The organism is Mesorhizobium sp. C089B (genome assembly GCF_030323125.1).
Lineage (GTDB): Bacteria > Pseudomonadota > Alphaproteobacteria > Rhizobiales > Rhizobiaceae > Mesorhizobium.
In genome coordinates, this window is record NZ_CP100469.1 from 3,495,807 (window position 1) to 3,517,797 (window position 21,991).

Annotated in this window: 20 protein-coding genes; 13 read left to right on the forward strand and 7 right to left on the reverse strand. The window is 65.0% G+C overall.

Annotated features, from left to right (window positions below; translation table 11 throughout):
* Positions 1–17 precede the first annotated feature (17 nt).
* On the reverse strand, positions 18–1,292 hold the full coding sequence (locus NLY44_RS17330) for an extracellular solute-binding protein (RefSeq protein WP_023754288.1): 1,275 nt from the start codon (positions 1,290–1,292) through the stop codon (positions 18–20).
* Positions 1,293–1,608: 316 nt separating this feature from the next.
* Between NLY44_RS17330 and NLY44_RS17335 the strand changes: the two genes are divergently transcribed.
* The 3 genes from NLY44_RS17335 to NLY44_RS17345 are packed head-to-tail and all read left to right on the forward strand — an operon-like array spanning position 1,609 to position 4,651.
* Positions 1,609–2,901, forward strand: a complete 1,293-nt coding sequence (locus NLY44_RS17335) for an ABC transporter substrate-binding protein (RefSeq protein WP_023804640.1) — start codon at positions 1,609–1,611, stop codon at positions 2,899–2,901.
* Positions 2,901–3,791 carry a carbohydrate ABC transporter permease gene (locus NLY44_RS17340; RefSeq protein ID WP_023747067.1) on the forward strand — a complete coding sequence of 297 codons (891 nt, stop codon included), beginning with the start codon at positions 2,901–2,903 and terminating at the stop codon, positions 3,789–3,791. The genes NLY44_RS17335 and NLY44_RS17340 overlap by 1 nt, the downstream gene beginning before the upstream one ends.
* Complete coding sequence (locus tag NLY44_RS17345; protein WP_023804639.1) at positions 3,788–4,651, forward strand: carbohydrate ABC transporter permease; 864 nt, start codon at positions 3,788–3,790, stop codon at positions 4,649–4,651. Before NLY44_RS17340 ends, NLY44_RS17345 begins: the two co-directional genes overlap by 4 nt.
* Before the next feature lie 13 nt (positions 4,652–4,664).
* On the opposite strand, the gene NLY44_RS17350 is transcribed toward NLY44_RS17345, so the two are convergent.
* Both NLY44_RS17350 and NLY44_RS17355 read right to left on the reverse strand, forming a co-directional pair.
* Positions 4,665–4,916, reverse strand: coding sequence for a hypothetical protein (locus NLY44_RS17350; protein WP_023683121.1), 252 nt, complete (start codon positions 4,914–4,916; stop codon positions 4,665–4,667).
* A 408-nt stretch (positions 4,917–5,324) separates the two neighbouring features.
* Complete coding sequence (locus NLY44_RS17355; protein ID WP_023804638.1) at positions 5,325–6,509, reverse strand: Gfo/Idh/MocA family protein; 1,185 nt, start codon at positions 6,507–6,509, stop codon at positions 5,325–5,327.
* Between the two features lie 289 nt (positions 6,510–6,798).
* Here NLY44_RS17355 and NLY44_RS17360 point away from each other — a divergent pair, with 289 nt between their 5' ends.
* The 8 genes from NLY44_RS17360 to NLY44_RS17395 all read left to right on the forward strand — a co-directional run bounded on the left by NLY44_RS17360 (position 6,799) and on the right by NLY44_RS17395 (position 16,158).
* The gene (locus NLY44_RS17360) at positions 6,799–7,686 is read left to right on the forward strand and encodes a MurR/RpiR family transcriptional regulator (RefSeq protein WP_023737574.1); all 888 of its coding nucleotides are present in this window, start codon (positions 6,799–6,801) and stop codon (positions 7,684–7,686) included.
* Between the two features lie 79 nt (positions 7,687–7,765).
* Positions 7,766–8,548: an SDR family oxidoreductase gene (locus NLY44_RS17365; protein ID WP_023804637.1), complete on the forward strand. Its 783-nt coding sequence runs from the start codon at positions 7,766–7,768 to the stop codon at positions 8,546–8,548.
* Positions 8,545–10,080 carry a mannitol dehydrogenase family protein gene (locus tag NLY44_RS17370; RefSeq protein WP_023804636.1) on the forward strand — a complete coding sequence of 512 codons (1,536 nt, stop codon included), beginning with the start codon at positions 8,545–8,547 and terminating at the stop codon, positions 10,078–10,080. The genes NLY44_RS17365 and NLY44_RS17370 overlap by 4 nt, the downstream gene beginning before the upstream one ends.
* A 22-nt stretch (positions 10,081–10,102) precedes the next feature.
* The gene (locus NLY44_RS17375) at positions 10,103–11,017 is read left to right on the forward strand and encodes a sugar phosphate isomerase/epimerase family protein (RefSeq protein WP_023804635.1); all 915 of its coding nucleotides are present in this window, start codon (positions 10,103–10,105) and stop codon (positions 11,015–11,017) included.
* A gap of 78 nt (positions 11,018–11,095) precedes the next feature.
* Positions 11,096–12,130, forward strand: a complete 1,035-nt coding sequence (locus NLY44_RS17380; protein ID WP_023704174.1) for an ABC transporter substrate-binding protein — start codon at positions 11,096–11,098, stop codon at positions 12,128–12,130.
* Positions 12,131–12,396: 266 nt separating this feature from the next.
* On the forward strand, positions 12,397–13,947 hold the full coding sequence (locus tag NLY44_RS17385) for a sugar ABC transporter ATP-binding protein (protein ID WP_023714099.1): 1,551 nt from the start codon (positions 12,397–12,399) through the stop codon (positions 13,945–13,947).
* Positions 13,944–14,915 carry an ABC transporter permease gene (locus tag NLY44_RS17390; RefSeq protein ID WP_023804634.1) on the forward strand — a complete coding sequence of 324 codons (972 nt, stop codon included), beginning with the start codon at positions 13,944–13,946 and terminating at the stop codon, positions 14,913–14,915. Before NLY44_RS17385 ends, NLY44_RS17390 begins: the two co-directional genes overlap by 4 nt.
* Positions 14,916–15,177: 262 nt before the next feature.
* Positions 15,178–16,158: an ABC transporter permease gene (locus NLY44_RS17395; RefSeq protein WP_023733566.1), complete on the forward strand. Its 981-nt coding sequence runs from the start codon at positions 15,178–15,180 to the stop codon at positions 16,156–16,158.
* A 292-nt stretch (positions 16,159–16,450) separates the two neighbouring features.
* On the opposite strand, the gene NLY44_RS17400 is transcribed toward NLY44_RS17395, so the two are convergent.
* Together NLY44_RS17400 and NLY44_RS17405 are read right to left on the reverse strand one after the other, a co-directional pair.
* Entirely contained in the window at positions 16,451–16,891 is a 441-nt protein-coding gene (locus tag NLY44_RS17400; RefSeq protein WP_023804633.1) for a lipid-binding SYLF domain-containing protein, read from the reverse strand.
* Between the two features lie 160 nt (positions 16,892–17,051).
* Positions 17,052–18,044 (reverse strand): hypothetical protein, encoded by a 993-nt coding sequence (locus NLY44_RS17405; protein WP_023686527.1) that lies wholly within the window; start codon positions 18,042–18,044, stop codon positions 17,052–17,054.
* 198 nt (positions 18,045–18,242) lie between these two features.
* Between NLY44_RS17405 and NLY44_RS17410 the strand changes: the two genes are divergently transcribed.
* Both NLY44_RS17410 and NLY44_RS17415 read left to right on the forward strand, forming a co-directional pair.
* Complete coding sequence (locus NLY44_RS17410; protein ID WP_031202403.1) at positions 18,243–18,911, forward strand: GNAT family N-acetyltransferase; 669 nt, start codon at positions 18,243–18,245, stop codon at positions 18,909–18,911.
* A gap of 13 nt (positions 18,912–18,924) precedes the next feature.
* Positions 18,925–20,136, forward strand: a complete 1,212-nt coding sequence (locus tag NLY44_RS17415) for a cytochrome P450 (RefSeq protein ID WP_023686529.1) — start codon at positions 18,925–18,927, stop codon at positions 20,134–20,136.
* On the opposite strand, the gene NLY44_RS17420 is transcribed toward NLY44_RS17415, so the two are convergent.
* On the reverse strand, positions 20,120–21,034 hold the full coding sequence (locus tag NLY44_RS17420) for a glycosyltransferase family protein (RefSeq protein WP_023691919.1): 915 nt from the start codon (positions 21,032–21,034) through the stop codon (positions 20,120–20,122). The genes NLY44_RS17415 and NLY44_RS17420 overlap by 17 nt on opposite strands.
* Positions 21,031–21,906, reverse strand: coding sequence for an alpha-1,2-fucosyltransferase (locus tag NLY44_RS17425; protein WP_023686531.1), 876 nt, complete (start codon positions 21,904–21,906; stop codon positions 21,031–21,033). The genes NLY44_RS17420 and NLY44_RS17425 overlap by 4 nt, the downstream gene beginning before the upstream one ends.
* Positions 21,907–21,991 lie beyond the last annotated feature (85 nt).

Genomic DNA, 21,991 nt, shown 5'->3' on the forward strand with positions numbered 1-21,991 from the left:
TTTGCGACCGGCCGCGCCTACTGCTTCGGCTTGAACCAGGTGGCGACTGCGGCCTGCATGTCGGCCGCCAGCTTCTCCGGCGCGATGTTGCCTTCGACCATGTCGATGATCTCCGACTGCAGCACCGAAGACGCCGTCGGCGACTGCCAGCGGAAGCCGACCAGCGTCAGATAGGGCGTCGAATTCTTCGCCATCTCCATCATCGCGGCCAGCACTGGATCCTTCACCGTCACATCCGTGCGGGCCGGCGGCCAGCCGAGCTCGTCGGCGAACATCTGCGCGAACTCTGCCGAAGCCATGAAGCCCAGCACCTTGGTCGCGGCCTCCTTGTTTTGGCTCTCAGAGACCAGGCCATAGGAGCCGTCGGAGAAGGCCGAGGTGTAGAGTTTTGCACCGGCATCGTCGGCGGGGAACGGGAAGATCGAGAATTTCAGCTTCGGGTTCTGCGCCTTGAAGCTGCCGTTCTCGAACGAACCGCCGAGGAACATCGCCGCCTTGCCGCCGATGAACTGCTGCGTGGCGGTGGTGTAGTCGATGCCGGCGAAGCCGTCGGGGAAATACGGCTTCAGCTCGGCGAAGCGCTTCAGCGCCGCCACATAGCGCGGATCCTCGAAGGTCGCCTTGCCGCTCATCATCTCGTCGTAGAAATCAGGACCATAGACGGTCGGGCCGACCACGCCGACGGCGATCTCCAGCTCCCAGGCCGAGCCGTTGGCGCCGCCGGTGGCGATCGGCGTGATGCCGGCCGCCTTCAGCTTCTCGCAGACAGCGGTGAAATCCTTGTAGGTCTTGGGGATCTCGATGCCCTGGGCGGTGAAAATATCCTGGTTGTAGAAGACGCCCATCATCGGCACCGAGTAGGGCACGCCATAGAGCTTGCCGTCGCTGCGGCCGCGCGCGCCGCCAAGCGCCGCGTCCTCCATGTTCTTCAGCTCCGGCACGCTGTCGTCCAGCGCGTCGAGATAGCCGGCCTCGACGAAGGGCTGCAATTCGCCATAGGCCTTGAGCTGCGCGATGTCGGGCCCGCGGCCGCCCCGCAGCGCCGTGCTCAGCCGGTTCTGGTAATCGGCATCGGGCGTGAACTGGATGGCGACCTTGATGCCTGGGTTCTTCGCCTCGAAGGCATCGAAGATGCGGCGCATCGCTGCCTCGTCCTCGGTGCGCCAGCTCCACAGCGTCACCGTGCTGTCGGCGGCTCGCGCCGGCAATGAGGCGAAGACGCCGGCGCAGGCGGCGGCAAGGCCGCCGATCAGGCCAAGTGCTGCGCGCCGGTCAAGTGAAAGCATGCTCATTGCCAGTCTCCCATTGTTCTCTGTCCTTGGCGTCCCGCGGCGTTCCCGTGCCGTGAGAAGTCATTGGTTCGGCAAAAGTCATTATAACGACATAGCGGTATTCGCAAGAGGTCTGCTGCGCCTCAGGAATGGCGGCGTTGGCCCCCTCACGACATTGCAGTACCTGCATCCGTTTGTTTGCTAACGATAAATATCCACATTCCAGCGCCGCAAAGAAATCTGTGACCGTACCATGTGAGACTTTTTCGCCAGCAAGCCCTTGCGTCGCCGCGCTGACTTGTCATAACCTCATGTGAACCGATAGGGAGGATGAGGAATGTCGTTTGCCTGGACGTCGAAACTGGCACTGGCCGCAGGCCTCGCCATCCTGCCCGCCACGGCCTGGGCGCAATCGGTCAACATCTCCTATCTCACCCACTGGTCGCCGGAGACGGTGGCGCTGCTGGAAGCGGCGGCCAAGGATTATGCCAAGACCAATCCGGATGTCAGCGTCACCGTGCGCGCCGTCCCCTTCGGCGACCTCCTGACCACGCTGCGCTCGCAAGGCGGCGGCGCGGACGGCCCAACCATCGGCGGCATCTACGATCTCTGGTTGCCGGAACTGGCGCGCGACAAGCTGGTCGCGCCCGCTCCCGATGCGGTGGCCAGCGAGGTCATGGCCGCCTGGCCGGCGGGCATCACCAGCGCCGCCTCTGTCGGCGGCACGCTTTATGGCATCCCCAACGAAATCGACGTCTATGCGCTGAACTACAACAAGGCGCTGTTCAAGCAGGCCGGCATCGCGGCGCCACCCAAGACCTGGGCCGAATTCAAGGATGCGGCCAAGAAGCTGACCAACAAGGATGCGGGACAGCAAGGCTTCGGCATGATCAATTCATGGGCCGCCGGCGTCGTCCACCCCTTCGCCTCGCTGCTGGTCTCCAATGGCGGCGACCTGGTCAAGAACGGCAAGCCGGTGCTCGACAACCCGCAGGCCGCGGAGACTTTCCAGCTCTATGAAGACCTGATCAAGTCGGGCGCCAGCGTGCCTTCGATGGCGACCGCCGACGCCAACACCACCGGCCCCTTCCTCGACAATTTCGTCTCCGGCAAGACCGGCATGATCATCATGGCCAATTGGTGGGAGAGCGCACTGAAGGCCGGCATGGGCGACAGATTCGCCGACATTGCAACGGCGCCGATTCCCGTCGGCCCGAGCGGCGACAAGCCGCATTCGATCTCCTACTCCTGGCTGACCGTGGTCAACGCCAATGCAGGTGCCGCCGAGCAGAAGGCGGCGTGGGACTTCCTCGCCTGGCTGAACAATCCAAAGTCCGGCAAGAACGGCGCTTCCGCGATGTCGGATATCCTGATGTCGATGGGCATCCTGCCCTCACGCCTCTCCGACATCGAGGCGCACAAGGACAAGCTCGGCTCGGAATTCCTCTCCGGCTATGTCAGCGTGCTCACCGACGCCAAGCCGTTCCCTGTCGTGCCCGGCGGCCAGGAATTCTCGGAATCGCTGCAGCAGACGCTCGAGGCGTTGCAGTATGGCCAGGTCTCGGCCAAGGATGCGCAGGCGACGGCGCAGGCCGACGCCATTTCGATCCTGGAGCGCGCCGCCAAATAATGATCCAGAGGTACCGTGCCTCGGCGGGCATCATGCTGGCGCCCGCCGTGACGCTGATCGGCATCTTCGTCCTGTTGCCGATGCTGCTCACCGTCTGGCTGTCGTTCCAGGACTGGTCGACGCAGACGCCGTTTTCCAGCGCCAGCTTCATCGGCCTCGACAATTTCCGCGACATTTTTGGCGTCTCCTCGGTTGGCCGCGATTTCAAGGTCGCGTTCGCCAACACAGCCGTCTACACCGCGCTCTCCGTCGTCCTCATCCTGCCTCTGTCGGTGGCCTTCGGCCTGATGGTCTACCAGCAGGATGTGCCCGGCGGCACGGCGCTGCGCACGGTGCTGTTTGCCACCTACATGGTGCCGATGATCGCTGTCGCGCTGGTGTGGTCGAAACTCTATTCGCCGAGCGAAGGCCCGCTCAACCAGATGCTCGGTCTGATCGGCATCGGCCCGCAGCCTTTCCTGTCGTCGCCGCGCTCGGCGCTGATCTCGATCATCTTTCTCAATGTCTGGCAACAGGTCGGTTACTTCACCGTCTTGGCGATCGCCGGGCTGACGCAGATCCAAGGCAGCCTCTACGAGGCGGCGAAGCTCGATGGCGCCAACCGCTTCGAGCAGTTCCGCTTCATCACGCTGCCGCTGATGCGGCGCACGCTGTTGTTCAGCGCCGTCATCGCCATCATCAACGCCGTGCAGGTGTTCGAGCCGGTTGCCCTGATCACGCAGGGCGGGCCGGTCGGCTCGACCAATGTGCTCACCTACCACATCCGCCGCGTCGGCATCGAGCGTGCGCAGGGTGGACTGGGTTCGGCCATGGCGGTCATGCTGATGCTTTCGCTGATTGTCGTCGTCTGCGCGCTGTTTGCCTTCGCCAACCGGAAGAACGACGAATGAGCGCGGGATCGTCGAGCCGGCTGTCGCGCCGGCGCCCGTCCGGCCACAAGGCGCTGCTGGCGACGCTGATGCTGCTGGTCGCCGTCGCCTCGGCCTTCCCGCTGGTCTGGATGGTGCTGTCGAGCCTCAAGACGCCGGCCGAGAGCATGCAGGTGCCGCCGGTGTGGATCCCCCTTACGCCGAGCCTCGACGCCTATGAGAAGGTGTCGGGCGTGGTCAATGTCGGCCGCTCGATGTGGAATTCTCTGGTCATCGCCTCGATCACCACCGCCGGCATCCTGCTGACCAGCATGATGGCCGGCTACGCATTCGCCAAATACCACTTCCCCGCCAAGTCGCTGCTGTTTTCTGTGCTGATCGCCACCATGTTCCTGCCGCCGATCGTGACGTTGATCCCGCTCTATCGCCTGGTCGGCTCGATCGGCCTCAACGCCAGCCTCGCCGGCATCATCGTGCCCAATCTCGCCAATGCTTTCGGCATCTTCCTGATGCGCCAGTTCATCTCCGGCGTGCCCGACGAGCTCATCGACGCCGCGCGCATGGACGGCGCCTCGGAGTTCTTGATCCTCTACAAGATCGTCGCGCCGAGCGTCGCACCCGCAATCGCGGCTCTGGCCCTCTTCGCCTTCGTCTATCACTGGAACAGCTATCTGTGGCCGCTGACCGTGCTGCAGGGCAATGCCGACGCCTATCCGATCGTCATCAGCTTGAGCCGCTTGCTCAGCTACAACAGGGGTGCCGTCAACACCGGCCTGGTGATGGCCGGCGCCACGCTCGCCGTGCTGCCGCCGCTCATCCTGTTCGTCTTCCTGCAGCGCTTCTTCGTTGATTCCATCGTCGGCTCGGCGATCAAGGGATAGCTGCACCAAGCCATCAAGCGCTCGGCCTGGTTCCGCCACAGATCAGATAGTAGCACTCGTCATAGCGCATGTAGTCAGCCGCGCCCTTGTCCGGCCATTCGCCCGTGTCGAAACGGATTTTAAGAAGGCTTCTGCACTGCGCCACCTTCGCTGCATTGCTGTCCGGGAACAGGGTGACGAGCAGGCCTTGCGGAGCGCCGAAGGAAACCGCCGAGAGAACGAGGCAGCCGAGGCTGGCAGCAAGGAAGAGAGACAAGTTGCGCATTGTTACCGAATACGGCTGGGCCGATGCTCTGACAATGAACAACCGATATCATGATTAACACATGCATAGCAGCGTTTTGCCCAGTAAAGCGACCGAAGAGTACTTGGCGCCCCGCCGCTGCCAGGTCTGCTGCGGCGGCGGTAGCGCCTTCGGCAGGTCAATCCCTTAGGGCAGCGTCAGTCCCCCACTCCGTCTCGGCTTCGCCGAGCCACCTCTACCCCCATGTTCATGGGGGAGAGGAAACGCCAACCGCCGGAGTCACTGCATCGAAAGACTTGGGTTTCATTTCCCATCAAAAAGCTTGGGATTTCCTCTCCCCCACGAATGTGGGGGAGAGGTGGATCGGCGAAGCCGAGACGGAGTGGGGGACCGCCCTAGGCGGCTGGCCTCTACATCCGCATCAGCCCCTCACCCAAACCGCGCCGAAGTCCATGCCCCACCCGCCGCATTCGACTCCACCGCCGCAGCAACAAACTTCACCCCCCGCGCGCCATCGACGACATCGGGCACCTGTGCCGCGCGCGCCGGATCAACCGACCCGCCCGAACGGTGCGCGTGAATGATGTCGGCGGCGTCGCGGTAGAAATTGGCGAAGGCCTCGATATATCCCTCCGGATGCGCCGCCGGCATGCGCGACACGCGCTGGCTCTCAGTGGTCGAGCCATGGCCGCCGCGCACCAGCGTGCGGGTCTCCTCGCCGTAGATGGAGAAGCGCAGTTCTTCCGGCCGGCCGCCCGACCATTCGAGCCCGGCTTTGTCGCCATAGATGCGCACCGAGAGATCATTGTAGTGGCCGGGCGAGGTCTGGCTGGCGAGGATCGTGCCGCGCGCCCCGCCGGTCCAGCGCACCAGCACATGCGCATTGTCGTCGAGCCGGCGTCCCGGCACGGCAGTGAACAGATCCGCCGACACCGCCTCGGCCTCATAGCCGGAGATATAGCTTGCCAGGTTGAAGGCATGCACGCCGATATCGGCCAGCACCGCCGACTGCCCGGCGCGCGCCGGATCGGTGCGCCACTCCGCCTGCTTCTGGCCCTCGGCGTCGATCGGCTTGGTCAGCCAGTCCTGGATGTAGGCGCCATGCACGGACACGATGCGGCCAAGCGCGCCCGCCGCCACCATCTCGCGCGCCTGGCGGACCATGGCGTAGCCGGTGTTGTTGAGCGTGACGACGAAGCGACGCTTTTTCTCCCTCGCCAGCGCCACCAGCGCCTCGGCCTCATCCAGCGTCGTCGACAGCGGCTTGTCGCAGATGACGTCGATGCCGGCCTCGAGAAAGGCCGTGGCGATCGGCGCGTGCAGATGGTTGGGCGTGACGATGACCACCGCCTCGATGCCGTCCGGCCGCGCGGCTTCGGCCTGCGCCATCTCGCGATAGTCGGCGTAGCTGCGCTCGGGCGCGATGCCGATCTCGGCGGCCGAGGCGGCGGCGTTCTCCGGGTCCGACGACAGCGCGCCGGCGACCAGTACGATCTGGTCGTCCAGGCGCATGGCGAGCCGATGCACGGCGCCGATAAAGGCATTGCGCCCGCCGCCGACCATGCCGACCCTGAGCCGCTTGCCCGCCGATCCGTCCGATGTTGCGTAGACCATTTCAAACTCCTCCACCTGTGGCTTCGTCATCCTGGGGCGTAGCAAGGAGCGCAGCGACGCAGCGCAGACCCCAGGATCCATGCCGTGACATCAGAGCGATGCTACGGTGCAGAACCTTCTCGTCCGCTGCATTCCTCGACCATCGTCACGGCATGGATCCTAGGGTCTCCGCGACGGAGCTTCGCTCCTGCTTCGCCCTAGGATGACGACGTTGGGAAACCGCACCCCTTTCGAACGCGATTTCCAATTTTCATATTGTAAAACGATCGTATCGCGCTAGCCTGAAATCATGAGTGGGGCAAGCAAGGCATCCGGACGGTCCAGCACCGACGAGGCGGCGACGCGCAAGCGCGGACGCTCGCTGGCCGCGCTTGGCTACATCCAGCCGCAGACCTATGAGGAGCTACGCGCGGTGCTGTCGTCGGGCACGGTGCATTTCCCCAAGCGGCTGCGCCAGGTGGCAATCTTCCTGTGGCAGCATCCGAGCGACGTCGCGCTCGGCACCATCGCGCAGGTTGCGGCACAGGCCGGCGTGCAGCCCTCGACTCTGGTGCGCTTTGCCCAGATCTTCGGCTATTCCGGCTTTTCCGATTTCCAGGGCCTGTTCAAGGAGCACATCAAGGGCTCATGGCCGGAAGGGCGCGGCGAACCGCGCACCGAGACCGAGCCAAATCTGCATTTCCTGCACGGCATGGTCGGCGCATCGCAGGCCTCGCTGGGCCGCATCGAGGCCGGCTTCGACGTCGAGAGTTTCGACAAGATGGTGGCGCTGCTGGCGGCGGCCGAGCTGATCTATGTCATCGGCTCCAAGCGCGCCTTTCCCGTCACCGCCTATCTCTCGCTGACGCTCTCGCAGCAAGGCGTGCGCAACGTGCTGGTCGACAATGTCGGCTCCTCCGCACTCGACCAGATCGGCTGCATCGGCGGCCGGGATGCCGTGCTCGCTGTCTCCTTCAGCCCCTACAATTCGATCACGCCCGATCTCGTCGCGGTGGCGCATGAACGCAAGGCGCGTATCGTCACCGTCACCGACAGCACCTTCAGCCCGCTGATCCCGCTCTCGGACAGCTGGCTGGAAGTGGTGGAATCCGACTTTGCCGGCTTCCGCTCACTGGCGGCCTCGCTCGCCGTTGGGATGGCGCTGGTCCATGGCGTGGCGGCGCGGCGCGGCGAATGAGGCGTCACTGGTCCAATTGACTATCGGGAATTGCCGTTCCATATTTCTCAAAATAGAAACTTTATTCCCGGGAGGAGGAATGGAGATCCGGCTTGACGGCAAGGTGGCTCTGGTCACCGGGTCGACGCAAGGCATTGGCCGCGCCATTGCCGAGACGCTGGCGCGTTCCGGTGCCGCCGGGCTGCTGGTCACCGGCCGAGAGAAGACGCGTGGCGAGGCTGTGGCGGCCGAGCTTTCGCAAATGGGCACGCCGACCATCTTCGTCGCCGCCGACCTTGCCGATCCTGACGCCCCCACCCTTCTGGCGCAAGCCTGCATCGAGCGCTTCGGCCGCATCGATGCGCTGGTCAACGCCGCCGGCCTGACCGATCGCGCCTCCTTCCTCGACGCCAGCCTCGACGACTGGGCGGCGCTGTTTGCCGTCAACACGCGCGCGCCGTTCTTCCTGATGCAGGCGGCGATTGCCGACATGAAGCAGCGCGGACAGGGCGGCGCCATTCTCAACATCCTGTCGATCAACGCCCATTGCGGTTCGCCGGAACTCGCCGTCTATTCCGCCAGCAAGGGCGCGCTGGCGACGCTGACCAGGAACGCCGCCAACGCCCACCGTTTCGATCGCATCCGCGTCAACGGCATCAATGTCGGCTGGACCGACACGCCGGCCGAACGCATCATGCAGGCGGAGACTTTGGGCAACGGCCCTGGCTGGCTCGACAAGGCCAATGCCGCGCAGCCTTTCGGCCGGCTGCTGACGCCGGACGACATCGCCAGCCTCGCCGTCTTCCTGCTGTCCGACGCCGCCGGCCCGATGACCGGCGCGGTTGTCGACCAGGAGCAGGCGGTGATCGGAGCGAACCGGTGAGCGCTTCCATCGAAACGCTTGGGCCGGCGCTGCTCGATCGCTTGCCGGCATCGGTGCAGACACCGTCCTATGACCGTACGCTCCTGGCGCCCGGCATGGCGCATCTCGGCGTCGGCGCCTTCCACCGCTGCCACCAGGCCGAATACACCGACGATCTCATCTCGCTGCGCTTCGACCGCTGGGGCATCGTCGGCATCAACATCCGTCCGCCCAGCCTTGCCGACACGCTGGGACGGCAGGGCGGGCTGTACACAAGGCTGATCCGCGAGAACAGCCACATCGAGGCGCGCGTCATCGGCAGCATCGTCCGGGTGGTCGACAGTCAGGACAGTGCGGCACCGGCGCTCGGCGTGCTGATCTCACCCGATATCGAGCTGGTGACGATGACGGTGACCGAAAAAGGCTATTGCCACATCCCGTCCAGCGGCGAACTCGACCTTGGCCACCCTGATATCGTCCACGACCTCGCCAACCCCGAGACGCCACGCAGCGTGCCCGGCCTGCTGGTGCGGGCGCTGGAGCAGCGCCGGGCCACGCATGAGCGACCCATAACGTTTCTCTCCTGTGACAACATCCCGACCAACGGTACTATCCTGAACAATGTCGTGCGGACGTTTGCCGAACGGCGGAGCAAAGGGCTGGCCCGCTGGATAGAGGCCAATGTCGCCTTCCCCGCGGCCATGGTCGACCGCATCGCGCCGGCGGTGACGCAGGATGACCTCGATAGTGTCGAGCAATGGTTCGGCTACCATGATGCCGCCGTCGCTGTCGGTGAGCCGTTCCGGCAATGGGTGATCGAGGAAAAATTCGCCGGCCGCATGCCGCGCTGGGATCTGGTCGGCGCCACCTTCGTCGACGATGTCACGCCGTTCGAGCATCTCAAGATGCGGGTGCTGAACGGCGCCCAGACGACGCTCGCCACGCTCGGCGTGCTGGCCGGGCTCGAGCACACATCGGATGCCATGGCCGACCCGCTGCTGTCGGACTTCATCCGGCGCATGCTGGTCGAAGAGACTGTGCCGACGCTGATGCCGGTGCCGGGCATCCTGCCGCTCGCCTATGTCGAGCAGAGCCTTGCCCGGCTGAAGAACACCGCGATCCGCCACCGCAACCACCAGGTCGCAACCGACGGTTCGCAGAAGATCGTCCAGCGCCTGCTCAACCCGATCCGCGACCGGCTTGCGATGGGCCAGAGCATCGGCCTGCTGTCGGTGCCGGTCGCCGGCTGGATGGCCTATCTGATCCAGGCCTCGGAACGTTTCGGCAGACGCTGGCTGGTGTCGGATCCCTATGCCGGCAAGGTCGCCGCAATCGCCGACGCGACGGGTCCCGATGCCAGCGCGCTGGTGTCCGCCATCCTTGCCATCGACGGGATATTCGACCCCGGCCTTGCCGCTGACGGGACGTTCCGCGCGGCCGTCACATCGGCGCTGGGCGACCTGCTGTCGGACGATCCGATGGCGGCTGTCCGGCACAGTCTCGAACAAGATGAGGTCGCGAGGTTGAAGCGATCCAAACAATCGGCATTATAGTCGTCGGGTCTAGGGAGGCAGAATGAAACTAGGAGTGCTTACAGCACCGTTTGCGGAGACGCCGCTTGGCGAGGTCGCCGGCTGGGCGCACTCGGCCGGCTTCGAGGCGCTGGAAATCGCCTGCTGGCCGAAGACCTCCGGCGCGACGCGGCGCTATGCCGGCACCAGCCATATCGACGCCGCCTCCACCTCGCCCGCGCAGGCCAAGGACATCGTCGCTTCGCTGACGGAGAAGAAGCTGACGGTCTCCGGCCTCGGCTACTATCCCAACCCACTGCATCCGGACCCCGCCCATCGCGAGGCCGTCATCGGCCATCTGAAGAAGGTCATCGTGCTGGCCGCCAATATGGGCGTGCCGGTGGTCAACACCTTCTGCGGTGGCGATGCCTCGAAGACCGTCGACGTCAACTGGCAGGACGCGCTGAAAGTCTGGCCCGAGACCGTCGCCTATGCGCGCGATCACGGGGTAAAACTCACCTTCGAGAACTGCCCGATGATCTTCAGTTATGACGAATGGCCGGGCGGGCACAACATCGCCTATTCGCCCTACATCTGGCGGCGCATCCTCGAGGCCTGGGGCGGCGAGGTCGGCATGAATTTCGACCCCTCGCATCTGGTCTGGCAGATGATCGACCAGGGCCGCTTCATCCGGGAGTTCGGCCCCTACATGCTGCATGTCCACGCCAAGGATTTGATGATCGATCATGATGGTTTGTATGAGCGCGGGATTCTTTCCGCCGGGATAGGCTGGCAGGTGCCGCGCATGCCGGGATTGGGCGATGTCGACTGGAGCGGCTTCTTCTCCGGCCTCTACCGCGCCGGCTATGACGGCTCGGTCATCATCGAACATGAGGACAGGCGGTTCGAAGGCAACGACGATGCGGTGAAGCGGGGCTTCCTGCTCGCCCGCGACGTGCTGCGCCCCTTCGTCAAATGACGAGGTGAATGACTTGGTCTGAACCTGCCGAAGGGTCTGACCCTGAGACGAAAAACAACAATGTGGAGGAGTACTGACATGAAGAAAATACTGACCATGGTCCCGTTGCTTGCGGGCGCTGCCTTGCTGGCATCGATGGGCGTGTCGTCGGCCGAAGCCAAATATACGATCGGCATTTCCAACACCGTGCAGGGCAATGGCTGGCGCGAGGAAATGGTCTGCGCCATGAAGGCGCAGGCGCTGGCTTCGGGCGAAGTGACGAAGCTCAACATCGCCCACCGCAACACCGATGCCGCCGGCCAGCTCGAAGACATCCGCAATCTGATCAGCGCCAAGGTCGACGCCATCGTCGTCAACCCCGCTGATCCCGCCGGCATCAAGGCGGGCCTGGAAGAAGCCACCAAGGCCGGCATCGTCGTCGTTGCCGTCGACCAGGCGGTGACCGAACCGTCGGCCTACATCATCTCCAACAACCAGGAACAGTATGCCTATCTCGGCGCCAAATGGCTGTTCCAGCAGATGGGCGGCAAGGGCGAAGTGTTCTACATGCGCGGCGCCGCCGGCGCCTCGGCCGATAGCGATCGCGACAAAGGCTTCAAGAAGGCGCTGGCTGAAAACCCCGGCGTGAAGGTGGCTCAGGAAGTCTTCACCGGCTGGCAGCAGGATCAGGCCAAGCAGCAGATGCTGTCGTTCCTGGCCACCGGCACGCCGTTCAACGGTGTGTGGACCTCCGGCATCGACAACGTCATCGTCGACGCGCTGGTCGAATCGCAGGCGCCGCTGGTGCCGGTGGTCGGCGCCGACAATGCCGGCTTCGTCGGCCAGCTGAGCTCGGTGAAAGGTCTCGTCGGTGCAGCCGTCACCAACCCCGGCTCGATCGGCGGCGCGGGCGTGACGCTCGCGCTGCAGATCCTCGACGGCAAGAAGCCGGCGCAGCAGACCGTGCTGGTCGACCCGCAGCTGTGGGACAACGCCACCGACGAAGGCAAGGCCAAGCTGAAGGCAGCCGCCGACCCGTCGCTCAGCCCGGAATGGCCGGTCTCGATCTCGATCCCGGAGTGGACGACCTACACGAAGGAGCAGATCGTGGCCTGCAAGGGGCCGGGGGAGTAAGCCTGGTTTGAATGAACTGGCGAGGACGGCGAACGGCCGTCCTCGTCACACAGACTAGCGCTCTACGGCGCCCCCTCTGTCCTGCCGGACATCTCCCCCACAGGTGGGGAGATTGGCTGTCATCTCGGCTTTCGCTAATTTTCTACGTCGCAAGACGAGGGGCGGCGCCGGAACTGCCAATCTCCCCCCTTGTGGGGGAGATGTCCGGCAGGACAGAGGGGGGCGCCGTAGAGTGCCAGCAAGAGAATTTCTGAGCGGACATCGATTTGACCACCAGCCCCCTCCTCGACGCCACCGGCGTCGCCAAGAACTACGGCGCGGTTGCAGCGCTTCGCAACGCGTCGCTCTCCGTGCTGCCGGGCGAGGTCCACGCGCTGATGGGCGCCAACGGCGCCGGCAAGTCGACGCTGGTGAAGATCCTGACAGGCGCCATTCCGGCGAACGCCGGCCGCATCCTGATCCGCGGCGAGGCGCGCGACATTCGCTCGCCGGCCGCCGCGCGCCGCGCCGGGCTGCTGCCCGTCTACCAGGAACCGTCGCTGATCCCCGATCTCGACGTTCTCTCCAACCTCAGGCTCACCGGCACGCCGGTCGAGCTATTCCGCGCCTGGGTGCGCGAGCTCGGCATTCTTGACCTCGATCTGCGCGACACCGCGCGCGACATCCCGCTCGCCGTGCTGCGCGTGCTCGACCTGGCGCGGGCGCTCGCCGTCGAGCCCGACGTGCTGCTGCTTGACGAGATGACGGCGGCCCTGCCCGCCAACCTTGCCGAAAAGGTGCTGGAAGTGGTGCGCCGCCAGGGCGATTCGGGCCGCGCCGTGATCTTCATCTCGCACCGCTTCGTCGAGATCTCGGCGCTGTGCGACCGCGCCACCGTGCTGCGCGACGGCGAGACCGTCGGCGTCGTCGACATCGTGCCGGGCGTGGAAGAAAAGATCGTCGAGCTGATGCTCGGCACCCGCATCGTCAAAACCCATGTCGCTGCCCGCAGCGCTGCCGAGAAGGCCGCGCCCGCGACCACCCGGCCGCGCATTTCGGTGCGAAACCTGCGCGTCGGCGCCAAGCTCAGCGATGTCTCCTTCGATCTCGCCGACGGCGAAGTCGCCGGCGTCGTCGCGCTCGAAGGCCAGGGCCAGGACGAGTTGTTCGCAGCGCTTGCCGGCTCGATCCGGCCCTCCGGCGGCACCATCGAAGTCGATGGCCAGCCCGTGAAATTTTCCCACCCGATCGACGCCATCCGCGCCGGCATTGCCTATGTGCCGGGCGACCGCTCCGAGGCGCTCGCCATGCAGCGCTCGGTCCGTGAAAACATCGCCCTGCCCTTCAGTGCCGCGCTGCGCAACTGGGGGCCGATCAACATGCGCCGCGAGCGCGCGACCGTGCTCAGCGCCATCGAGCGGCTGCAGATCGACACCCGCGCCCAGGGCGAAGTGCAGCGCCTGTCCGGGGGCAATCAGCAGAAGGTGACCATCGCCCGCTGGATCGCGGCGGATGCCCGCACCATCCTGTGCTTCGACCCGACGCGCGGCATCGATGTCGGCACCAAGCAGGAGATCTACAAGCTGCTGCGCGAACTCGCCGGCAACGGCAAGTCGGTGCTGTTCTACACCTCCGAACTGGAAGAGGTGCAGCGCGTCTGCGACCGTGTCATCGTCATCTTCGGCGGCCGCCTCGTCGACATTTTTCCGGTCGAGGAGGCCGACGAGCCGGCGCTGATGCGCGCCGCCTACGGCCTGCCGCGCGGCGCCAAGGCCGATATCGGCATATTGGCTGATCCGACCGCGAACACTTCGGCTTCGCCGGAGGCCGCGCCATGAGCCATTTCCTGCGCCGCCAAGGCTGGGTCGTCGGCCTGTTCGCCCTGCTCATCGTCCTGTTCATCGCCACCAGGATCATCCAGCCGGCCTATGGCAGCAATGATTTCGGCTCGCTCGCCCGAGCCGTTCTGCCCTATGCCTTCGCAGTCGCCGCGCAGACCGTCGTCGTCATCGCCGGCGGCATTGACCTGTCGGTCGCCGCCATGATGGCGCTGACCAGCGTCACCGCGGCGTCGATGATGAATGGCGCGAGCGAGGAATACGCGCTATTCGTGGTGCCCTTCGTGCTCGCCATGGGTTTTGCGCTCGGCGCACTCAACGGCCTGCTCATCGTCGTCACCCGCGTGCCCGACATTGTCGTGACGCTGGCCATGCTGTTCGTGCTGCAGGGTGCAGCCCTGCTGGTACTCGACGCGCCGGGCGGCGGCATCGCCGAATGGCTGAAGGCGCTGATCTCCGGCACGGTACCGATCCCCGGCCTGCCCGACGCCATAGACGCGTGGCTGCCCAAGGCGCTGCTGGTGCTGATCGTGAGCCTCTGCGTCATCTGGATACCGCTGCGGCGCTCGCGCCTCGGCCTCTCCATCTACGCCATCGGCCCCAGCGAACTGGCGGCGTTCCGCTCCGGCGTGCCGGTCAAGCGCACTCGCATCATCGCCTATGCGCTGTCCGGCCTGTTCGCCGCCTTTGGCGGCCTGGCGCTGACCATGAGCACCGGCATCGGCGCCCCCATCCCCGGCCCCTATCTGCTCGCCAGCGTCGCCGCCGTGGTGCTGGGCGGCGTCGCGCTCGGCGGCGGCAAGGGCGGCCTGCTCGGCCCGATCGTCGCCGTCTTCGTGTTGCGCCTGGTGCGCACGGATTTGACGCTGCTTGCCATCGACCCGAATGTCACCGCCATCATCGAGGGGCTGATCATGGTGGCGGTGGTGATGTTCGGGGCGTTTATCACGATGCGGGGGCGGCAATGATGGGTGTGCTGTCGCAGAGAGACGTCGGCGTTCCTTCGCGCCCCCCTCTGTCCTGCCGGACATCTCCCCCACAAGGGGGGAGATTGGATGTCGCGACGACCTTCGCCAATCTCCAACCTTGCAAGAATGAGCGAGGCGCTGAAGCTGCCAATCTCCCCACAAGTGGGGGAGATGGCCGGCAGGCCAGAGGGGGGCGCCGTAGAGCACTGTCCTCGCCAACTTGCCGCACCTTGCAAACCTCATCGCGAGCAAGAGCCGCCCCATGAGCACCACCGCCATCACCCCGGTCCCCTTCGGCCGCCGCATAAAGCGCTTCATGGCCGATCGCCCGCTCATCCCGCTGATCGTCCTGCTCGCCATCCTGGTTATAATCCTGCAGGTCCTGCGCCCCGGCATCGTCAACGAGCGCTGGATCGCCAACACCATCAAATTCGCCATCCCGCTGGCGATCCTCGCGGGATGCCAGACCATGACCATGCTGACCGGCGGCATCGACCTGTCGGTCGGCACGGTGGCAACGATGAGCGCCTTCATCATGGCGACGCAAGTGGTCAACCAGGACCCGGCGGTGGCGTTCCTGCTGGCGATGATGCCGGCGGTGCTGATCGGCCTCGTCAACGGCATCGGCGTCGGTGTCTTCCGCGTCCACCCGCTGATCATGACGCTGGGCACCAGCCTGATCGGCACCGGCTGCCTGCAGGTCTACCAGCGCACGGTGATCGCCTCGGGCGCAAAAATCCCCGACTTCCTGGCTTGGCTCGGCACCGGCGTGACATGGGGCTTCCCCAACGCGCTGCTTTTGTTCGTGCCGCTCGCCGCCCTCATCGTCTTCACGCTCGCCCGCACCGGCTTCGGCCGCCTGCTCTACGCCGTCGGCGACAATGAGCGCGCGACCCGCCTGTCGGGCGTGCAATACTGGCAGGTCATCACCGCGCTCTACGTCACCTCCAGCGTGCTCGCCGGCATCACCGGCCTGCTCTATATCGGCCTGATCAAGGCGCCGTCGCTGTCGCTCGCCGAACCGCTGGTGCTGCCCTCGGTCGCCGCCGCCGTCATCGGCGGCACCTCCATCTTCGGCGGCCGCGGCGGCTACACCGGCACCATCATCGGCGCCCTGATCCTGACCGTGCTGACGACACTGCTGACCATCCTGCAGATGCCGGAGGGGGCACGGCGGATCTTGTTCGGGCTGATCGTGCTGTTCGTGACGGCGGCGTATTTGCGGATTGTGGAGGAGAGGTAGGGGCTGGCGCCCGACGCTGCATTGGGCGAAGCTTCCCCATCCAAGGTTCAGGCCAAGCGCACGGGAGCAAGTTCCCCCTCACCCGGATTGCCAACCGAATTGCGAAGGGCAATTCGGGGCAATCCGACCTCTCCCCGAGGGGAGAGGAGGGCGCCAGCGTCAACGCCAGCCTCTTCTCCCCAGCGGGGAGAAGGTGGCCGCGAAGCGGCCGGATGAGGGGGCTGGCGCAGCCATAGGCGATTATCATCGCCCCAGACGAGCTTACCCCACCGAGAACGCGAGGGAGCGCCCCCTACTTCAAAGAAATCGCCATCCCGCTCAGATCCGCATTCACCTGCAGCCCCACCTGCCGGCCCGTAAGCTCGAGCTGGGCGCCCTTGTCGTTGGTCATGACGATCACCTGCGCGCCCTTGCCGAGCGCCCCGCCACCACCCGCCGCGCCATAAACCCCGGTCGCATCCCGCACCCTGCGGATATGGCGCACGGTGCCCCGGAAATAGGTCTTGGAAACCCCAAAGGCGAAGCCGCCCGAGACACCGCCGACCGTGATGGGATAGGAGCGGCCATGGAAGGTCAGCGTGCCCTCGCCGCCGGAGCCGCCGACGAAGAAGGCCGCCTTGTAGACAGCAAAGCGGATCGTGCCGCTATCGGCATGCGCGGCACTGGCCGCCCCGACGGCAACAGTGGCGATGGCCGCAACCGCAAGCGAACGAAAGCTGGATGAGATGGTCATGGTGGGAGCTCCTCAAGTGCGCCGCTCACCCAACCGGCAGGGCTCGTCGGCGTCGTAACCAACTTGAACAATCTAGCCCGTGATTTGGTTCCAGGCAGGCTGTGACAAGATCCGACGAAACGTGACGTGGTGTACTTTCGGGTTGCGGAGGAGGCGGCGGCTATTTCCTCTTCCTGAGCACTTTTCGCAGCGTTAACTTCAACCGCCTCATCTGGTAATGGCGCCGCAACTTGGCCAGCGCCGACTGGTGGGCGGTGTCGATTGCAGCCAGCGAGTCCGCCTCGGTAGCCTGCGGCAGCGCGAGCAGCGCGTCGGCCTGAAGATCGGCAAAGGGCTTGGGGTCATAGATGGCGAACGGCGTCGGCGGGTCGCTGAGCACGGTGGGGTTGCTGTTGATCTCGAACACTACAAGCCTGCCGTCCACGAAAGTGTAGTCGATGCGGCCATACTGCATGCGGGCTTTTTCGAAGACCTGCATGACCGCATTGGCGTCAGGATTCGTATCGACATAGGTCCTGATTTCTTCGATATGCGCCGGCAGCAATTGCTCGGGCGAATTCTTGACGAACCACGATTTCGACATGGCGCAATGCTGGCCGTAGATCGTATCGCCGACCCGAAACGCCGCGTACTTCCTGAAATAACCGTCCATTCCGGGGGTGCCGATCATCTCCACCACCATCGGCCGCACCAGATCGCTACCGTCCAGCCGGGCGATCGCGGCGTCCAGCGCCGGCCGGTCGTGCAGCAGCGGCGGCTCCCTGTAGAGTGCGCCCGTCTCGTCGCGGATGAAAACGGGATAGCGTATCGCCTCTTCCAGCTCGTCCGGCCTGAACACACGAAAAGCGTTGCTGCCGTCGGCATGAAGCAGGCGCAGCAGGTCGAAGCGCTGCAGGCTGGCGGTCGGGTGATTGAGCTGCGTCAGGCCGGTGTTGTCAGCCAGTTCGGCGCTGATGCCGGCCGCGCGGCTCAATTCGTCCGATGTCAGCCGGTCCATGTCGGACCAGATGACCACCCCGGCGCGAACGCCGCGCAGCAGCCCGGCATCCTCGTAGCGCACCAGCCGGAACCACGCCTCCAGGTCAGTCCGGTGATACAGAAGCACCACCGCCTGCGTGTAGGCGTGCTCCCGGTGCGCGACGTAAAATATCATGCGTTTCCGTTGTCCGTATGTAATTGCAAAGGGGAACCATGATAATTAGACAGGCTTGTGAAAGCCGTGAAATGGTTCTCGATCCGGCATGCGTCAAACAGGAGATAGAACAGGTTGACGTTTCCGTGAAGCTGCAAACCGCATTGGCAAGAAACTGCCATGCGCCATCAACGCGTTAGAAGTCGAGGCAGCCGACACATGAATTTAGACGATGTTGCGATACCCATCCGCCGGTTAGACCTGGAAGACATCCCTTTGCTGATGGAGCTTGAGGCTGCCGCCTGGGCCGCACCGCTGCAGGCGAGCGAAACGACCATCCGCCACCGGCTGGCACTTGGACACACCATGTTCGGCGCGATCGATGGCGATCTGCTTGCTGGCACCATCTGCTTTACCGAGACCAGCCAGGATCCGCTGGTGCGCGCCGATTTCCCCAGGAATTTCGATGCCTATGCATCGCTGCCGCGCAGCGAGCCGGTTTACGCACTTTACGCCTACAATCTCTGCGTCCGGCCGAGCCATCGCGGCTCCAACACGGCGGTGCGGCTCTTGAAGGAGATGGAGAGCCACGGCCGCCGCCTGGGCGCCAGCTGGCTGATCGGCGATGGCCGCTGCTCGTCCTATGCCGGCTCCTCGGGCGAAGAGTATGATCATGTCAAGGCCGATGCGCGGTTCCGCGCCACCATCGACCGCTGGAACCAGACCGGCACAAGACCGCCGCTGGAAGAGATCATCCGCGATCCGCTGCTGCGCATGCACTACCGCGTCTACGGATGCGAGTTCCTCTACGTCATGCCGGACTTCTTCCCGCAGGACGCCACGTCAGGCGGCTTCAGGGTCATTTCAGCCAAGAATCTCAAGGCATGAGATTCGAGCCGTCATGACAGCTCCGCATTTCGATCCGTTCGCGCTCGGCGACGACCCGTTTCCGCATTTCGCCCGCATGCGCGCCGCCGGCGGCATTGCGCGCGGCGTCGCGCCCTATCCCGAGCTGGCCGACGCGCATTATGTGTTCAGCCATGAGCTGGTGTCGGGCGCGCTGAAGCATCCCGCTCTTCTTCAGGCGCCGCCGGGTACATATGAAGAGGTCCGCCGCAAGCTCGTCGACCATGCGCCCATGGCTCTGCTCAGCCGCTCGGTGCTGCTCGCCGATCCGCCTCAGCATGGCGCCTTGCGCCGGCCGGTCGCTGGCTTTTTCTCACGGCCGGCCATCGAAGCTCTGACGCAAGGTCTTCGCGCGCTGAGCCACGAGCTGGTCGAGCGTGCGCTGGCGGATGGCCGCGTCGACGCCGTCGCCGGGCTCGCCGTGCCGGTGTCCTTCTGGCTGCTGCAGGAAATCCTCGGCATCGAGATCGAGGACCCTTGGGCGTTGAAATCGGTGACCCGCCGCATGGCCAGCGCATTCGACCTGCGAAGAGCGCAGCCGCCGGCAGCAAGCGCCGAGGCTTATCGCGAATGCCAGGCTTTTGTCGAGGAGCGGCTGGCTCGACAGGCCTACCGGCCGGACGGAATGGTTGCCGGCATGGTGCGGGAGGTTGCGCAAGGCCGCTGGTCGCGCGGGGACATGGTGGCCAACATCGTCTTCATGCTGTTTGCCGGACAGGAGACTGTCGTCGACGCTCTCGGCAACGCAATTGTTGCGCTGGATCGCTTTCCCGAACAGCGCGCGCTGCTCGAGCGCGGCGCTGTCGACTGGAGCAGCGCGGCGGCCGAACTGCTGCGCTATGGCGCCTCGGTGCAATACGCCGTCGCCCGCATCGCGGCGCAGGACATCGACCTCGGCGACGTCAGGATTGCGGCTGGCGAAGCGGTCGTGCCGGTGCTCGGCAGCGGCAATCGCGACGATGCCGTCTTCGCCGATGGCGACCGGCTGGACCTCACGCGCCCGCCAACCATGTCGATGACCTTCGGCACCGGCCTGCATGTCTGCCTCGGGCAGCATGTCGCCCGTATCGAGATCGCGGCGATGATAGAAGCCCTGTTCACCCGTGCGCCCGGATGGCGGCTCGATGCCGCAAATGCCGAGCGCCGCGCCTCGATGTCGTTTCATGGCATGGCTACCGCGCCGCTGATCCTCAACCCCGCTGCGTGAAAAGCGGCCGCGTCTGGGGGATGACCGCCGGGTCGAGCGACCTGACGATTTCCGAAACCTTTGCCCGCAAGGCGCCCACCGTCGCATCGTCGAGCGGATCGAGAATATCGTTCTGATCTCTCGATACCCGGTACTCGTCCAGCGACGGCGCCTCGCTCGACGGCGTGAAGCCGCCGCCGCGGGCATGCTTGTCGGCCAGTTCCTGCCTCGATTTCACGGCATAGTGGCGGATCCAGCCGATCTTCCATTCCATCGGCATGGCCGCCGGGTGCTTGTCGAGCGTCATGCCGTCGACCAGCGTCCTGCGCAGCGAGATGCGGAAACCGTGCGGGTGCGGCATGAACTGCCCGGGATCCCGCAGCGCCTTGCGCAGCACCGAGGACACGCGGGCAAACGACTTCTTCCAGCGCGCGGTCGGGGCGTCATGCGTGCCGCGCCTTTGAAACCGCACCGTCACCAGTTCGTCGTCATAGGCCTCTTTGCCGTCGCTGCCGAAATTCACCCAGCGAAAGGCGACGCTGCGCACGCCCGGGCGGCTCAAAAGCGAGCGGACCAGTTCGGCTCCGCTCCAGGGCGGCGCGTCGAGCGGCTCGAGGAACTCGTCGGCGTCCATGAAGCCCAGATAGCGATAGCCGTGGAGCAATGCCTGCCAGTAAAGATAGGAATAGGCCCGCCGCTGCGGCAGCACCGTGTCGTGTCGCCAGTCGACCAGCCGAATCCAGCCGGCATCGCGCAACGCCTGGAGCACCGCCGTCTGCGGTCCGGCGCTGCAGTTGTCGGCGATCATCAGGTCGAAGCCATGCAGCTTGTGCCAGGCGACCCACTCGATCACATAGGGCTGCTCCAGCTTCATGATCGCGCAGATCACCGGCCTGTTGACGGAAAACGGAATTCTCATCGCAACGCTTTCCCCGCGCCACCCGCTGCTGCTTGAGGCTCGACCTGCCGGAACGGGATCGCATCGCCATAAAATGCCGCAAGCTGCTCCGAAGAGCCCGTCCAGTCGCCCATGTCGAACTGGTGGAACCGATAGCGTGGGTCGTCAAGGGGCAGCAGGTCGATATCCGGCCTGATGCACCGGTCGAATATGCCGGCCACCGGCAGATGGATCGTCCGCGCCGAAGACAACCAACCGGCCAGCCAGGAGAAGCTGCTCACCCCCGTGACGAGATGGCTCGCCCGGCGCAGCGTCTCGAAATCGGTCAATGGCGACGCCTTCGGCGCGAAGACAGCATCGGGAAAACGCTGACGCAGGCGCCGGCAATAATCGTTGTCGTCATGGGTCTGGCCGACGAAGACCGGCTTGCGGCCGCTATCCTTGATGAGCGTCTCGAAGAAGCCGAATGGCATCGGGCAATAGTTGCGGTGGAAGCCGTCGAGGATGTCGCCGGCCCGCACATGGATGACGAGAAAATCGTCGCCATGGGTCGGCGCGGCGACGGCACGCCCGTCGAACAGCCCGGAGACCTCGTCCCGGTCATAATAACCCAGCCGCTGCGCGAAGCCCTTGAAGCGGATGCTCCGCGCCCGCCTGTCGCGGAACGCGGCTATGATCCCGTCGAGGTCGTAGCGGTGATAGCCGTCGACCCGAAGCAGCCGGTATTTCCACAACAAAGGCGGCCGCACCCTGGCAATGGACCATTCCGGCAGGTCGGCGTCGCAGACATAGCCACCGGGGATACGCTTCGCCAGCACATGGCAAAACATGTACTGGAACATCTTGTTCGCCATGCCGCCAAACGGCTGCATCACGATGGGCACTTGCCGCATTGGACCCCTTTCGCCAAAGACGGTCATTGTTACCCGAGCTGCGCGGGCCGGTCGACTGGCCTCTGACGCCAAGGGCGCATCATGA

Coding starts and splice junctions, on each gene's coding strand:
- NLY44_RS17330 (WP_023754288.1), bottom strand. CDS start 1,292: ATGAGCATGCTTTCACTTGACCGGCGCGCAGCACTTGGCCTGATCGGC.
- NLY44_RS17335 (WP_023804640.1), top strand. CDS start 1,609: ATGTCGTTTGCCTGGACGTCGAAACTGGCACTGGCCGCAGGCCTCGCC.
- NLY44_RS17340 (WP_023747067.1), top strand. CDS start 2,901: ATGATCCAGAGGTACCGTGCCTCGGCGGGCATCATGCTGGCGCCCGCC.
- NLY44_RS17345 (WP_023804639.1), top strand. CDS start 3,788: ATGAGCGCGGGATCGTCGAGCCGGCTGTCGCGCCGGCGCCCGTCCGGC.
- NLY44_RS17350 (WP_023683121.1), bottom strand. CDS start 4,916: ATGCGCAACTTGTCTCTCTTCCTTGCTGCCAGCCTCGGCTGCCTCGTT.
- NLY44_RS17355 (WP_023804638.1), bottom strand. CDS start 6,509: ATGGTCTACGCAACATCGGACGGATCGGCGGGCAAGCGGCTCAGGGTC.
- NLY44_RS17360 (WP_023737574.1), top strand. CDS start 6,799: ATGAGTGGGGCAAGCAAGGCATCCGGACGGTCCAGCACCGACGAGGCG.
- NLY44_RS17365 (WP_023804637.1), top strand. CDS start 7,766: ATGGAGATCCGGCTTGACGGCAAGGTGGCTCTGGTCACCGGGTCGACG.
- NLY44_RS17375 (WP_023804635.1), top strand. CDS start 10,103: ATGAAACTAGGAGTGCTTACAGCACCGTTTGCGGAGACGCCGCTTGGC.
- NLY44_RS17380 (WP_023704174.1), top strand. CDS start 11,096: ATGAAGAAAATACTGACCATGGTCCCGTTGCTTGCGGGCGCTGCCTTG.
- NLY44_RS17390 (WP_023804634.1), top strand. CDS start 13,944: ATGAGCCATTTCCTGCGCCGCCAAGGCTGGGTCGTCGGCCTGTTCGCC.
- NLY44_RS17395 (WP_023733566.1), top strand. CDS start 15,178: ATGAGCACCACCGCCATCACCCCGGTCCCCTTCGGCCGCCGCATAAAG.
- NLY44_RS17400 (WP_023804633.1), bottom strand. CDS start 16,891: ATGACCATCTCATCCAGCTTTCGTTCGCTTGCGGTTGCGGCCATCGCC.
- NLY44_RS17405 (WP_023686527.1), bottom strand. CDS start 18,044: ATGATATTTTACGTCGCGCACCGGGAGCACGCCTACACGCAGGCGGTG.
- NLY44_RS17410 (WP_031202403.1), top strand. CDS start 18,243: ATGAATTTAGACGATGTTGCGATACCCATCCGCCGGTTAGACCTGGAA.
- NLY44_RS17415 (WP_023686529.1), top strand. CDS start 18,925: ATGACAGCTCCGCATTTCGATCCGTTCGCGCTCGGCGACGACCCGTTT.
- NLY44_RS17420 (WP_023691919.1), bottom strand. CDS start 21,034: ATGAGAATTCCGTTTTCCGTCAACAGGCCGGTGATCTGCGCGATCATG.
- NLY44_RS17425 (WP_023686531.1), bottom strand. CDS start 21,906: ATGCGGCAAGTGCCCATCGTGATGCAGCCGTTTGGCGGCATGGCGAAC.